Genomic DNA, 13446 nt, shown 5'->3' with positions numbered 1-13446 from the left:
GACTCTAAGGGATGGCGATGACGGCCTTGCTAGCTCTGGACCAGGGCACCTCCAGTTCACGCGCGCTGGTGTTCGACCGCACCGGCCGCCTGCTGGCCGTGGCGCAGCGTGAGCTGCCGCAGCACTTTCCGCAGCCGGGGTGGGTGGAGCACGACGCCCAGCAGATCTGGGAGCACCAGGTGGCCTGCGCGCGTGAGGCGCTGGCGAAGGCGGGCGTGAAGCCGGCGGCCATTGGCATCACGAACCAGCGCGAAACCGTGGTGCTGTGGGACCGCCGCACCGGCGAGCCGCTGCACCGCGCGCTGGTGTGGCAAGACCGCCGCACCGCGCCGCTGTGCGAGCAGATGAAGGCCCAGGGCCTGGAGCCGCGCATCCGCGAGTTGACCGGCCTGGTGCTGGACCCGTACTTCTCGGCCACCAAGCTGCGCTGGCTGCTGGACCACCTGCCCGGCGCCCGCGAGCGGGCCGTGCGGGGCGAGCTGGCGTTCGGCACCATCGACAGCTGGCTGCTGTGGAAACTGACCGACGGCCGCGTGCACGCCACCGACCCCAGCAACGCTTCGCGCACGCTGCTGTTCGACATCCACCGCGGCGACTGGAGCGACGAGCTGCTGGCCGCGTTCGACATCCCGCGCGCCCTGATGCCCGAGGTGCGCCCGTCGGCCGGCGTGTTCGGGCAGGCCGCCGAGTTCGGCATCCCGATTGCCGGCATCGCGGGCGACCAGCAAGCCGCGCTGTTCGGCCAGGCGGCCCTGGCGCCCGGCCAGGCCAAGAACACCTACGGCACCGGCTGCTTTTTGCTGATGCACACCGGCGACCAGCCGCAGGCGTCCACGCAGGGGCTGCTGACCACGCGGGCTGCGCAGGTGGGCGCCACGCCGCAGTACGCGCTGGAGGGCAGCGTGTTCGTGGGCGGGGCGGTGGTGCAGTGGCTGCGCGACGGGCTGCACGCCATCGGCGCCAGCCACGAGGTGCAGGCGCTGGCGGCCAGCGTGCCCGATGCGGGTGGCGTGATGTTCGTGCCGGCGTTTGCCGGACTGGGCGCGCCTTACTGGCGGCCCGATGCGCGCGGCGCGCTGCTGGGGCTGACGCGGGGCACCTCGCAGGCCCACATCGCGCGGGCGGCGTTGGAAAGCATCGCCTTCCAGAGCGCGGCAGTGCTGGCGGCCATGAACGCCGATGTGGCCGCCGCCGCGGCGCGCGGTGCGGGCGTGGCGCAGTTGCAGGAGCTGCGCGTGGACGGTGGCGCCTGCGCCAACGATTTGCTGATGCAGTTTCAGGCCGACCTGTTGGGCCTGCCGGTGCTGCGCCCGCGCGTCATTGAAACCACGGCGCTCGGCGCGGCGCTGCTGGCCGGCCTGGGCGCGGGGCTGTGGGCCTCGACCGGCGAGGTGGCGTCGATCTGGCAGCTGGACCGGGCCTTTGAGCCGCGCATGTCGCGCGACGAAGCGGGGGCCCGCATGGCGCAGTGGGAGCGCGCCGTTCGGCAGGTGTTAGCCGAGTAGCTGTCCGCCGGCCACCAGCGTCAGCACGCCCAGCACCGCGAAGATCACCGCGGCCACGGTGTGCACCAGCTTCACCGGCAGCTTCTGCGCCAGCTTGCCGCCCACCAGCACGGCGGGCACGTTGGCCAGCATCATGCCGAAGGTGGTGCCGGCCACCACGCCGACAAAGTCCGCCGGGAAGCGGGCGGCCAGGGCCACGGTGGCGATCTGCGTCTTGTCGCCCATCTCGGCCAGGAAGAACGCGATCACCGTGGTCACGAACACGCCGTGGCCGGGCTTGGGCGTGTCGTCGTCGTCGAGCTTGTCGGGAATCAGCATCCAGCCGGCCATGGCGATGAAGCTCACGCCCAGGCCCCAGCGCAGCGCGTCGGGGCCGATGAAGCTGGTCAGCCAGGTGCCCAGCGCGCCGGCGGCCGCATGGTTGAACACCGTGGCCACAAAAATGCCCAGGATGATGGGCACCGGTCGCTGAAAACGCGCCGCGAGCATGAAGGCCAGAAGTTGGGTCTTGTCGCCAATTTCGGCGAGGGCCACCAGACCGGTGGCAATGAGAAACGCTTGCATGCCGTGATTGTCTCCAGCCCTGCTGACAGGCTCTGACAGGCGACCCGGCGCAGCATGCGGGCTTTCCTTCCGGGAGCCCCCCATGCGCTTTGCCTACACCCTCGTCTACGTGGCCGATGTGGCTGCGTCGCTTGCGTTCTTCGATCGCGCCTTCGGCCTGAAAACCCGCTTCCTGGCCGAAGGCGGCGCCTACGGTGAGCTGGACACCGGCGCCGGCACCACCACGCTGGCCTTTGTGGACCACACCACCGCCCGCGACAGCGTGCAGCACGACTACGTGCCCGCCGACGCCAGCCCCCAGCCACTGGGCATGGAGATCGGCTTCACCGTGGCGGACGTGCCGGCCGCCTTCGAGCGTGCGGTGGCCGCAGGCGCCCGACCGCTGGCCGCCCCGCTCACCAAGCCCTGGGGCCAGACCGTGGCCTACGTGCGCTGCCCCGACGGCACGCTGGTGGAGTTGTGCACGGCGATGGGCTGAGGCCCGCGCCGGCATCAGGCGGCGCAGGTCGGCCCAGGTCCGCCTCAGTCGGCCGTGGCCTCCGCCATGCGCCGCGCAATGCTGCCGTCGGCCCGCAATGATTGCAGCGCCTGAGCGATCCGTTCCCGGCACGGGTGCTGGGCCAAGGCCGGCGTGAGCCACAGCCGCACGTCGCGGCTGCCCAGCACCAGCGGCGGTGCGAAGTGATCGGGCCCCAGCCGCAACGCGCGGGCGGCCACCTGGAAGTTCTGCTCCACGCCCAGCGCAGCGTCCACCCGGCCGGTGCGCAGCATCTCGAGTTGCTGGCGCGGCGAGCTCACCGGGTACTTCTGGATGCGGGTGTCGTTCTGCACGCCCTCGTGGTAGGTCGGGCCGCGCAGCACCGCCACCGTGCGACCGCGCAGCTGTTCCAGCTGCCGCACCGTCGAGCCGGCCGGCAGCCACAGCTGCACCGGCAGCTGCGTGACCGTGCCGATCAGCAGGCCCGCGTCGTTCATGTCCTTGCGGTCCAGCATCATCGTGAGCTGGCTGTCGTTGTGCCCCACGTCCACGATGGAGCGCAGGATGGGCACCACCCGCAGCTGCATCGCGCAGTGGCTGCGCTCGGCCAGCAGGCGCATCAGGTCGGCGTACACGCCCGCTGGGGCGCCGTCCGGCCCGCGTCGGCCCCAGGGCGGGATGTCGATCACATCGGCCGTCAGCACCCCCGGCGTTTCGGTTTGGGCGGGGGCGGCCGGCCACCACACGCCGGTCACGCCAGCCACCCCGGCGGCCAGACTCTGGCGGCGGGTGAGGCAGGGCGGGGCGGTGCGGCGCATGCCGCGGTTTTAACTCAACGTCTGCGCGGCGGCCAGCGTCAGGGCTGGTGCACGCCGGCCCCAGCCTGGGGCGCGGTGGCGCGGCGCTTGTGCAAGCGGTCGTGGCGTTCGGCCGCGGGCCGGGCCGAGCAGGCCACGCCCACCCCCCAGCCGCCGCCCAGCAGGCCGTGGCGGGGCGCCTGCACGGGGCCCAGGGTGACGAGATCGGTGACGGTGGTGCCGCTGGAGCGCGATGCGATGAGGGCCATGACGTGAAACTGCAAGGTCAGACGCTTCAGGCATCGCAAGCCGCGTGCCAGGGCCGCCACAATGCGCGCATGCGCCGCGCCGACCGCCTGTTCCAGATCGTCCAACTCATCCGCGGCCGCCGCCTGACCACGGCCGACTACCTCGCCCAGCGGCTGGAGGTGTCGATGCGCACCGTGTACCGCGACATCGCCGCCCTGGCCCAGCAAGGCGTGCCCATCGAGGGCGAAGCCGGCGTGGGCTACCGCATGCGCATGGGGTTCGACCTACCGCCGCTGATGTTCAGCAAGCAGGAAGCGCAGGCCCTGGTGGCCGCGGTCCGGCTGGCCGAGTCACGGCTGGACGCCGCGCTGGCGCGCGAGGCTGAAAACGCGCTGTCCAAGATCCTGGCCGTGCTGCCGCTGGATGCCCGGGCGGCCGCCGAGAGCCTGGCGCTCTACGCGCCCCTGCCCGCGCTCGACGCGGCCACCAGCGCCCACCTCACCGCCATGCGCGAGGCCACCGAGGCCCGCCGCAAGCTGCGTGTGGGCTACCTGGACCTGGGCGGCGTGAAGAGCGAGCGCACCGTGCGCCCGCTGGCCTGCCTGTTCTGGGGCCCGGTCTGGACGCTGGCCGCCTGGTGCGAACTGCGCGGCGACTTCCGCAGCTTCCGCGTGGACCGGGTGGAGACGCTGCAGGTGCTGGACGACACCTTCCGCGACGAACCCGGCAAGACGCTGGCGGACATGAAGCGCATGCACGAATCGCAGTCGCAGGAGCGCGGTGCGGCGTGATGCGGGGCCGCCGGCGCCCCAGCGTCAGCGCCGTCCCAACACCCGGATCACCTCGTCCTCCGCCACCGGCTTCGCGATGAAGCCGTTCATGCCGGCGGCCAGTGCGGCCTGGCGTTCCTGGTCGAGCACCGCGGCGGTGAAGGCGTGGATGGGGAGGTGGGCGGTGGTGGCCTCGGCGCGCAGCAGCTGGGTGGCCTGCAGGCCGTCGATCTTGGGCATGTGCAGGTCCATCAGCACGCCGTCCAGGCGGTCGGCTTGCTCGCGGGCCAGGCTGACGGCCTGTTCGCCGTCTTCGGCTTCCAGCACTTCGGCGCCCAGGCGTTGCAGCAGCGCGGTGATGATGAGGCGGTTGACCGGGTTGTCTTCGGCCACCAGCAGGCGCTGGCCGGCCAGCGGGTAGCGCGGGGCCAGCGGGATGCGGCGGCGGGCGGCGGTGTCGTCGGCCGTGAGCCCGGTGGGCAGGGCCAGTTCGGCCCAGAAGCTGGAGCCGCTGTGGCCGTCGCTGTGCACGCCCACGCGGCCTTGCATGCGGCTGGCCAGTTCGCGGCAGATGGACAAGCCCAGCCCCGTGCCGCCGAAGCGGCGGGTGGTGGAGTCGTCGGCCTGGGCAAAGGGCAGGAACAGGCGCGATTGCTGGTCCACCGGCACGCCGATGCCGCTGTCTTGCACCACGATGCGCACGCGGCCGGGCTCGGCCGGGCTGAGCTTGAGCCGGATGTGGCCGCGCTCGGTGAACTTGAGCGCGTTGACCAGGAAGTTGGCCATGATCTGCCGCACCCGCAGCGGGTCGCCCATCACGAGGCGGGGCAGGTCGGGCGCGATCTCCAGCTGCATGTCCAGCCCGCGCTCGCGGCCCAGCGCGGCGCAGCCCTCGAAGCTGGCCTGGGCGAGGGCGTGCAGGTCGAACTCGATCTGCTCCAGCTCCAGGTGGCCGGCCTCGATCTTGGAGAGGTCCAGCACGTTGGAGACGATCTCGTTGAGCGACTCGGCCGCGCTGACGAGGTGGGCCAGGTACTTGGTGCGGTGGGTGTCGTGCGGGTCGGACTGTTGCAGCAGCCGCGCCAGGCCCAGCACGCCGTTCAGCGGCGTGCGGATCTCGTGGCTCATGGTGGCCAGGAAGGCGCTCTTGGCGTGGCTGGCGCTTTCGGCTTGCAGCTTGGCGGCCTGGAGTTCGCGCTCCTGGCGGCGGCGTTCGGTCACGTCCTCGGCCAGCCACAGCGTGGCAGCGTCGTGGGCGCCGGCCAGCGTGGCGGGCAGGCCGCGTGCGTTGAATTGCACGGTCAGGCGCTGGCCGTCGGGGCGCATGAAATCGCGCTCGAAGGCCTGGGCCGCCTCGGCCACTTCGCTGGCGCTGGGCAGGCGCGGCTGCCCGGGCGCCAGCTGCGGCTGCGTGCCGCCGAAGATGTCTTGCCAGTGGCGGTTGCTGCGCTCGAAGCGGTCGCCCCGGGTCATGGCCAGGCCCACGCTGGCGTGGTCGAGGATGGCTTCGGCCTCGATGCGGTCGCGCTCGCGGTCGGTGATGTCGCGGCCGATCAGCATCACGGCGGGCTCGCCGTCCCAGTCCATCAAGGCGGCGGACAGCAGCAGTTCGCGCCACTGCCCGTGCACGAGGATGGAGGTGCGGAAGTCGCGCACCAGGCCTGATTGGCTGAGCGCCTCGCGCAGGCGGCGGGGCTCGGTGTCGTCGGGCCACAGGCCCAGCTCCAGGCCCGAGCGGCCCAGCAGTTCCTCGCGCGGGCGGGCCACCAGGTCACAGAAGCCGGAGTTGGCAAAGCGCACGCGGTCGTCGCCGGTGTGGGCCACGCAGATGGCGTCGGGGCTGGCGCGCAGCACGCGGTCCAGCAGCGAGGCGGTGCGCTGGTGCTGCTGCAGGGCCAACCGTTCGCCGGTGATGTTGTGGCTCACGCCGCGCCAGCCGGTGTGCCGGCCCTGGGCGTCGAACACCGGCTCGCCCGAGCTCAGCGTCCACAGCAGCCGGCCATCCGGGACACGAAAGCCGTTGACACGGTCCCGGTAGGGGCGCAGCGCGCGGATGTCGTCCATCAACGCCTGGTATTCCGCGTCTTTCACCAGCAGGGCGCCGCCGGGCTGGCCCATGCGCAGGAAGTCTTCGCGCTTGTGGCCGGAGAGGGCCTCGAATTCATCCGACAGCGACACGGCCTGGAACTGCGCATTGCACTCCCAGGCCCAGTTGTGCGACACGCGCACCAGCCGGGCCAGCCGGGCTTCTTCGCCAATCGCGCGGCGCAGCGCGGTGCCCAGGATGCGGTTGAGCAGCAGGGCCGAGGCCAGGCCGCCCACGGTCAGCAGCAGGTGGGCGCTGAGCCGGCCTTCCAGTGTGGGTTGCAGCGCCGCGGTCTGGCCCGGGATGACGCCGTGCACCTCCAGCACCCCCATGCCGAACACGGCCAGCAGGTGCAGCACGGCCAGCGCGCAGGCAGCCACGTTGCCCGCCACACCGCCGGCCACGGCCACCAGCAGCGGCCCGGCCGCCAGAGCCAGCGTGTGCACACCCAGGCCGCTTTGCGCGGCGTTGGCCACCACCACCATCAAACTGCCGGCCAGCACCACGGTGGCGGCGGAGCGCTGGAACTGCCGGCGGCGCAGCAGTTCGGCCACCAGGCCCAGCCCCAGCAGGGCCACGCCTGAAGTGACCCGCTGGCTGTCCCAGGGCGCCACGCCCACGCGGTGGGCCATCAGCAGGCCCACCAGCAGCGTGAAGGCACCCATGCCGGTGCTGATCCAGACGAGGATGCGAGAGGCTTTGTCTTGCAGCGTCTCGGGCGTGTCGGGGGCGAAAGAAGACAGGGGGCTCATCGGGCGGGTGGGGCGCCCGGGTCAGTGGCAACAGCGCGGGCGGCGCGCGACCTTAGCACGCAGTGTGGGCGGGGCCGCCCCGGCGGCCTCAGGCCGTGCGCAGGCGCGGCAGCCAGGCCAGCGGGTCCCAGCGAGCGGCGGGGGCTTCCACCCAGCGGTGGAAGGGGCGGGCCAGCACATTGGCCAGGGCCCAGGTGGCCAGCAAGGCCACGGCACCGGCGGTGGCCGTGGGCGCCCAGCCCTGCGACTGGCCGTGGGCCAGCAGCCCGTTGGTGATCAACAGCACCGGGAAGTGCAGCAGGAACAAGGCGTACGACGGCGTCGCCGCGCGGGCCAGGCGCTCGGCCCAGCGGGCCGACACCAGCGGCAGGCCCGCGCTGTGGCGCTGCTGCGCCCAGGCCAGCGCCAGCGCGGTGAGCAGCGCCAGCGCCAGGCGGTCGCGCCAGTCCAGCGCCAGCGCCGTGCCCATGGCCAGCGCGAGGGCCACGAGGCCCAGGCGGCGGTGCGTCCACAGGCCCAGCCAGTGCACCAGGGCGCCCAGGCCGTACGAGACGAAGAAGTACAGGCCCCAGGCGTCCAGCGACGGCTGGCGGTTGAACACGAAGGCCGAGGCCAGCACACCGCCAGCCACCAGCACCGGGCCCACGACCAGGCGGCTGGGGTGCCGCCAGCCGCTGCGGGCCACCCACAGCAGGCCCACCAGTAGCGCGAACAGTTGCAGGTCGATGGCCACGTACCAGGCGCCCACGGTCAGGGCCTCGAAGCCCAGCACATCGTGCAGCAGCAGCGCGTGGGCCAGCAGCTGGCCGGCCGTCACCTCGCCGGGCACCAGCTCGGGCCAGCTGGCGGCCACCAGGCTGCTGGCGCCCAGCGTCAGGCCCACAGCGGCCAGGAAGGGCAGCGTCAGCCGCAGGTAGCGGCGCCACAGCAGCTCGGGCACGCCCACTTGCAGCGCCTTGCCGCGCGGTGACAGGCCGCGCGCGCTCAGGTAGCCGCCCACCACCAGGAACACCTGCACCGCCATGCGGCCGTACTGGTGCAGCGCGCCGGCGAGCCACGGCATCACCTCGTGCGCGGCACGGGCGATGGGGCCGTAGCTGACGAGGTGGTGCAGCACGATGACCTGAGCGGCGATGGCCTTCAAGGCGTCAATGTGCGGCAGGCGGCGAACGGGGGTGGACATGGGCAAAAAAAGAACGGGCCTGCAAGCGCAGGCCCGTTGTTTCGGACTGATGACAATTCTAGCGGGCCTCCTTCGGGGAAACCCCATCCGTTTCAGGTGGTTGCCGGCGCTTCACACGACTTTGCAAGCCGGCCGACAGGCACGCGGGCGGCGCGCGCGGGCCGCGCTATCGTGGCCGCCATGCAAGACGCCGTGTTGGACTTCTGGTTTCGAGAACTGCAGCCCGCCCAGTGGTGGAAGGTGGACCCGGCGCTGGACGCCGCCATCCACACCCGCTTCGGCCCGCTGCACGCGCAGGCCTGCCGCTGCGAACTGCTGGCCTGGCGCGCGACGCCCGCCGGCCGGCTGGCCGAGGTGATCGTGCTGGACCAGTTCTCTCGCAACATCCACCGCGGCACGCCGGCGGCGTTTGCGGCCGACCCGCTCGCCCTGGCCCTGGCCCAGGAGGCCGTGGCCGCCGGGGCCGACCTGGCGCTGCCGGAAGCCCAGCGCGCCTTCTTCTATCTGCCCTACATGCACAGCGAGTCGGCCGCCATCCACGCGCTGGGCGCGCCGTTGATGGCCGAGCGGGCCAGCGCCGCCACGCAGAAGTCCGGGCGGCAGCACCGCGCCATCGTCGAACGCTTCGGCCGCTATCCGCACCGCAACGCCATCCTGGGGCGCGCCTCCACGGACGAGGAACGGGTCTTCCTGACCCAGCCCGGCTCCAGCTTCTGAAGGCCGGCCGCCGGACTAACCCGGGGCCGCCAAATCGCTCAGGCGTGATCCAATCCGCGAATTGGAACCGATTCCAATTTAAGTTGCCAAACGATGCGCTGCCTTGGGCGGCCCTCAAGAGCGGCCCCAAGAACGAAGCAAGAACGAGACAAGGACGAGACATGCGAAGCCCTGCAGCAAGCCCGCGCCGGCCCGGTGCCGGGCGGCGCCTTCCCACCCTGGCCGCCGGGGTGGCTCTGGCCGCGCTGAGCGGCACCGGCGCCCAGGCTGCGCCCGCCGCCCCGGCGCCCGATTTCGGGCCCCACGTGCACGTGGTGGACCCCGCCACGCCCGGCCTGCAGCAGCGCATCGACGCCATCTACGAGGCCCAGCAGCCCAACCACTTCGGGCCGCGGCGCGACGCCATCCTGCTCAAGCCCGGCACCTACCGCGACTTGCGCCTTCCAGTGGGCTTCTTCACCCAGGTGCTGGGCCTGGGCGCGCACCCGGACGACGTGCACGTGATCGGCGACCTGCGCTCCACCGCGCTGCTGGACAACGACAACGCCACGCAGAACTTCTGGCGCGGCGCCGAGAACTTCTCGGTCACACCCACGCTGGGCATCGGCAACAACACGCTGCAGTGGGCGGTGTCGCAGGCCATTCCGTTCCGGCGCATGCACGTGCGCGGCAACATCCGGCTCAACCAGAACAACGGCTGGGCCAGCGGTGGCTGGTTCTCGGATGTGCTGGTGGACGGGCAGGTCAACTCCGCCACGCAGCAGCAATGGCTGTCGCGCAACAGCGCCTGGGGCAGCTGGACGGGCTCCAACTGGAACATGGTGTTCGTGGGCGTGCCCCGCCCGCCCGAGGGCGAGTTCCCCACGCCGGGGGCGCGCTACACCAAGGTCGCCACCACGCCGCTGGTGCGTGAGAAGCCCTTCCTCTTCATCGACGCCCAAGGCCGCTACGCCGTGCAGGTGCCTGGCCTGCGGCGCGACAGCGTGGGCGTGTCCTGGGCGGCCGGTGCGCCGGGCACCCAGTCAGCCCAAGCGGGCGCCGGGCGCGGCCGCACGGTGCCGATCTCGCGCTTTCACATCGCCCGGCCGGGCGACACCGCGGCGTCCATGAACGCGCAGCTGGCCGCGGGCAAGCACCTGCTGCTCACGCCGGGGGAATACCTGCTGACCGACACCCTGCGCATCACCCGCCCGGGCACTGTGGTGCTGGGCCTGGGCTTCCCCACGCTGCGCTCGGACACCGGCGTGCCGCTGGTGAAAACAGCCGATGTGGACGGCCTCACCGTGGCGGGCCTCTTTCTGGACGCCGGCCAACAAGACTCCGGCGTGCTGATGGAAGTGGGCCCGCCGGGCAGCCGCCAGCGCCACCGGGCCGACCCGACCGTGCTGCACGACGTGTTCTTCCGCGTCGGCGGTGCCGCGCCCGGCCGGGTGCACACGGCGCTGCGCATCCATGCGCACGACACCGTGGTGGACCACACCTGGATCTGGCGCGCCGACCACGGCGAAGGCGTGGGCTGGGACAGCAACCCGTCCGACCACGGCCTGTGGGTGGAGGGCGAAGACGTGACGATGTACGGCCTGTTCGTCGAGCACTTCCAGAAGGCCCAGGTGGTGTGGCGCGGCAATGGCGGCCGGGTTTACTTCTTCCAGTCCGAGATTCCGTACGACCCGCCCACGCAGGCCCAGTGGCGCAGCGCCACCGGGCGCGGCCACCCGGCGTACTGGGTGGACCCTGCCGTGACGCGCCACCAGGCCTGGGGCCTGGGCATGTACAGCGTGTTCCTGAAGCCCGAGGTGGTGCTGGACCGCGCCATCGAGGCGCCGACCGCAGCGGGTGTGCGCTTCCAGCACATGATCACCGTGTGCCTGGTGGACAAGGGCAGCATCGAGCACGTCATCAACGACGCGGGCGACGCCGCGCGCTGCCAGGGCGGCAGCAACACGGCCACGCTCAAGGCTTATCCCTGACGCGGCGGCACTGACGGGAGGGGCGCCGTCGGCCCCGTCTGACAGCCGGGTGCGCGCTTGTGCACCGGGCGCGTGCGGCGGCCGTCCGTAACCTGGGGGCCTCTCAAGTCACGGAGGTTGCCATGGGTGCCACCAAAGTCATTGCCATCCTGCTGCTCGTCGGGGGTGCGGTCAGTCTGGCCTTGGGCGGGTTCAGCTACACGAAGGACACCACGGTCCTGAAGGTGGGCTCGCTGGAGGTCTCGGCGCAAGAGCGCGAGCATGTGAACCTGCCGGTCTGGCTGGGGCTGGGTGCCTTGGCGGTGGGCGGGCTGCTGCTGGTGTTCAGCCGCCGCTGACGGCGCGCAGCCGTCGGCGCAAAGGACGGTGCAAAAAAAGCGGGCGCCCGAAGGCGCCCGAAAGTTGTTGCACTTGAAACGTCAGAGGGAACTCGGGGCTCAGGCGGCCGGCGTGTCGAGGCCAGCCAGGCGCTGTTCGATGCGCGCCTTCACGGCCGGCAAGGCGGCCGGCAGGTGGTGGGCGAGCTGCGCGAACAGCTCGTCATGCAGCTTCAGTTCGGCCTGCCATTCGGCCGCGTCGATGCGGGTCACCGCGTCGAACTGGGCGGGCGTGAAGGCCAGGCCGTCCCAGTTCAGGTCGTTGTAGCCGGGCGTCACGCCGAACACGTGCTCTTCGCCGCCGCCGGTGCCTTCCAGGCGGTCCAGCATCCACTTCAGCACGCGCATGTTTTCGCCGTAGCCGGGCCACACGAACTTGCCGTCGGCTCCCTTGCGGAACCAGTTCACGCAGTAGATGGCCGGCAGCTTGGCGCCCGAGGCCGAGAGCTTGGCGCCCAGGTCCAGCCAGTGCTGGAAGTAGTCGCTCATGTTGTAGCCCATGAAGGGCAGCATCGCGAACGGGTCGCGGCGCACCACGCCCTGCTGGCCGGCGGCTGCGGCGGTGGTCTCGCTGCCCATGGTGGCGGCCATGTAGACGCCTTCGGTCCAGTCGCGCGCCTCGGTCACCAGCGGCACGGTGGTGGAGCGGCGGCCGCCGAAGATGAAGGCGTCAATCGCCACGCCGGCCGGGTTGTCCCAGGCCGGGTCCAGCGCCGGGTTGTTGGTGGCGGCCACGGTGAAGCGGGCGTTCGGGTGCGCGGCCTTGGCGCCGGTCGCCTTGGCGATCTCTGGCGTCCAGTCCTTGCCTTGCCAGTCGATGCAGTGCGCGGGCGGCGTGTCGGTCATGCCCTCCCACCACACATCGCCGTCGTCGGTCAGCGCCACGTTGGTGAAGATCACGTCGCGCTGCAGGCTGGCCATGCAGTTCGGGTTGGTCAGCGTGTTGGTGCCGGGGGCCACGCCGAAGTAACCCGCCTCGGGGTTGATGGCGTAGAGCTTGCCGTCGGCATGCGGCTTGATCCAGGCGATGTCGTCACCGATGGTGGTGATCTTCCAGCCGGCAAAGGTCTGGGGCGGGATCAGCATCGCGAAGTTCGTCTTGCCACAGGCGCTCGGGAAGGCGGCGGCCACGTGGTACTTCTTGCCTTCAGGGTTCTCGACGCCCAGCACCAGCATGTGCTCGGCCAGCCAGCCCTGGTCGCGGCCCATGGTGGAGGCGATGCGCAGCGCGAAGCACTTCTTGCCCAGCAGCGCATTGCCGCCGTAGCCCGAGCCGTAGCTCCAGATTTCGCGCGTTTCGGGGTAGTGAACGATGTACTTGGTCGGGTTGCACGGCCAGGCCACATCGGCTTGGCCTTCGGCCAGCGGCGCGCCCACGGTGTGCACGCAGGGCACAAAGTCGCCGTCGGTGCCCAGCAGCTCGATCACGGCGCGGCCCATGCGGGTCATGGTGCGCATGTTCACGGCCACGTAGGGGCTGTCGCTCAGCTCCACGCCGATGTGGGCGATGGGCGAGCCCAGCGGGCCCATGCTGAACGGCACCACGTACAGCGTGCGGCCGCGCATGCAGCCCTTGAACAGGGCGTTGTCGCCGGTCTGCAGCAGCTCGCGCATGGCGGCCGGGGCCATCCAGTTGTTGGTGGGGCCGGCGTCGTCCTTGTTCTGGGAGCAGATGAAGGTGCGGTCTTCCACCCGGGCCACGTCGCTCGGGTCGGAGTTGGCGAGGAAGCTGCCCGGGCGCAGGGTGGGGTTGAGCTTCTTGAAGGTGCCGGCGGCCACGAGCTGGTCGCACAGGCGCTGGTATTCGTCGGTGCTGCCATCGCACCAGTACACGTCCGCCGCTTCAGTCAGCGCGGCAATCTCGGCCACCCAGGCAATCAGCCGGGCGTGTTTCACGTAGCTGGGCAGACTCAGGCGCAGGCCCTGCATCACGGGTTGGTTCATGGTGGAAGCTCCGATCATGGGGATGTGTTTGGGTCAGCTGTTGCGAGCTGGCCG

Annotated in this window: 12 protein-coding genes; 6 read left to right on the top strand and 6 right to left on the bottom strand. The window is 71.4% G+C overall.

The genetic code is table 11. The features are described from left to right. Window positions 1–17: 17 nt before the first annotated feature. Window positions 18–1505, top strand: coding sequence for a glycerol kinase GlpK (gene glpK / locus ACG01O_RS16390; protein ID WP_394386203.1), 1488 nt, complete (start codon window positions 18–20; stop codon window positions 1503–1505). On the opposite strand, the gene ACG01O_RS16385 is transcribed toward glpK, so the two are convergent. Beyond that, the gene (locus tag ACG01O_RS16385; RefSeq protein WP_394386201.1) at window positions 1494–2069 is read right to left on the bottom strand and encodes a TMEM165/GDT1 family protein; all 576 of its coding nucleotides are present in this window, start codon (window positions 2067–2069) and stop codon (window positions 1494–1496) included. The genes glpK and ACG01O_RS16385 overlap by 12 nt on opposite strands. 82 nt (window positions 2070–2151) lie before the next feature. On the opposite strand from ACG01O_RS16385, the gene ACG01O_RS16380 reads away from it, so the two are divergent. Beyond that, window positions 2152–2547 (top strand): VOC family protein, encoded by a 396-nt coding sequence (locus ACG01O_RS16380; RefSeq protein WP_394386200.1) that lies wholly within the window; start codon window positions 2152–2154, stop codon window positions 2545–2547. 44 nt (window positions 2548–2591) lie between these two features. On the opposite strand, the gene ACG01O_RS16375 is transcribed toward ACG01O_RS16380, so the two are convergent. Together ACG01O_RS16375 and ACG01O_RS16370 are read right to left on the bottom strand one after the other, a co-directional pair. Next, a complete protein-coding gene (locus ACG01O_RS16375; protein ID WP_394386198.1) occupies window positions 2592–3365 on the bottom strand; it encodes a substrate-binding periplasmic protein in 774 nt (257 codons plus the stop codon). A 38-nt stretch (window positions 3366–3403) separates the two neighbouring features. After that, window positions 3404–3613, bottom strand: a complete 210-nt coding sequence (locus ACG01O_RS16370; RefSeq protein ID WP_394386197.1) for a hypothetical protein — start codon at window positions 3611–3613, stop codon at window positions 3404–3406. 69 nt (window positions 3614–3682) lie between these two features. On the opposite strand from ACG01O_RS16370, the gene ACG01O_RS16365 reads away from it, so the two are divergent. After that, on the top strand, window positions 3683–4384 hold the full coding sequence (locus ACG01O_RS16365) for a helix-turn-helix transcriptional regulator (RefSeq protein ID WP_394386196.1): 702 nt from the start codon (window positions 3683–3685) through the stop codon (window positions 4382–4384). A 24-nt stretch (window positions 4385–4408) separates the two neighbouring features. Here ACG01O_RS16365 and ACG01O_RS16360 read toward each other — a convergent pair whose 3' ends face one another. Further along, window positions 4409–7201 (bottom strand): ATP-binding protein, encoded by a 2793-nt coding sequence (locus tag ACG01O_RS16360; RefSeq protein ID WP_394386195.1) that lies wholly within the window; start codon window positions 7199–7201, stop codon window positions 4409–4411. An 88-nt stretch (window positions 7202–7289) separates the two neighbouring features. Next, a complete protein-coding gene (locus tag ACG01O_RS16355) occupies window positions 7290–8384 on the bottom strand; it encodes an acyltransferase family protein (protein WP_394386194.1) in 1095 nt (364 codons plus the stop codon). Window positions 8385–8564: 180 nt separating this feature from the next. Between ACG01O_RS16355 and ACG01O_RS16350 the strand changes: the two genes are divergently transcribed. The 3 genes from ACG01O_RS16350 to ACG01O_RS16340 all read left to right on the top strand — a co-directional run bounded on the left by ACG01O_RS16350 (window position 8565) and on the right by ACG01O_RS16340 (window position 11409). Continuing rightward, entirely contained in the window at window positions 8565–9101 is a 537-nt protein-coding gene (locus ACG01O_RS16350; protein ID WP_394386193.1) for a DUF924 family protein, read from the top strand. Between the two features lie 161 nt (window positions 9102–9262). Continuing rightward, on the top strand, window positions 9263–11071 hold the full coding sequence (locus tag ACG01O_RS16345) for a hypothetical protein (protein WP_394386191.1): 1809 nt from the start codon (window positions 9263–9265) through the stop codon (window positions 11069–11071). A gap of 122 nt (window positions 11072–11193) precedes the next feature. Then, window positions 11194–11409 (top strand): hypothetical protein, encoded by a 216-nt coding sequence (locus tag ACG01O_RS16340; RefSeq protein ID WP_394386189.1) that lies wholly within the window; start codon window positions 11194–11196, stop codon window positions 11407–11409. Window positions 11410–11508: 99 nt separating this feature from the next. Here the strand turns inward: ACG01O_RS16340 and ACG01O_RS16335 are convergent, their stop codons facing one another. Beyond that, window positions 11509–13392: a phosphoenolpyruvate carboxykinase (GTP) gene (locus ACG01O_RS16335; RefSeq protein ID WP_394386188.1), complete on the bottom strand. Its 1884-nt coding sequence runs from the start codon at window positions 13390–13392 to the stop codon at window positions 11509–11511. Window positions 13393–13446 lie beyond the last annotated feature (54 nt).

Source organism: Pelomonas baiyunensis, from assembly GCF_043555935.1.
In the GTDB taxonomy this organism is placed as follows: domain Bacteria; phylum Pseudomonadota; class Gammaproteobacteria; order Burkholderiales; family Burkholderiaceae_C; genus Pelomonas; species Pelomonas baiyunensis.
Note: the sequence above shows the minus strand (reverse complement) of the source record. Positions and strands in the feature narration are given on the sequence as shown.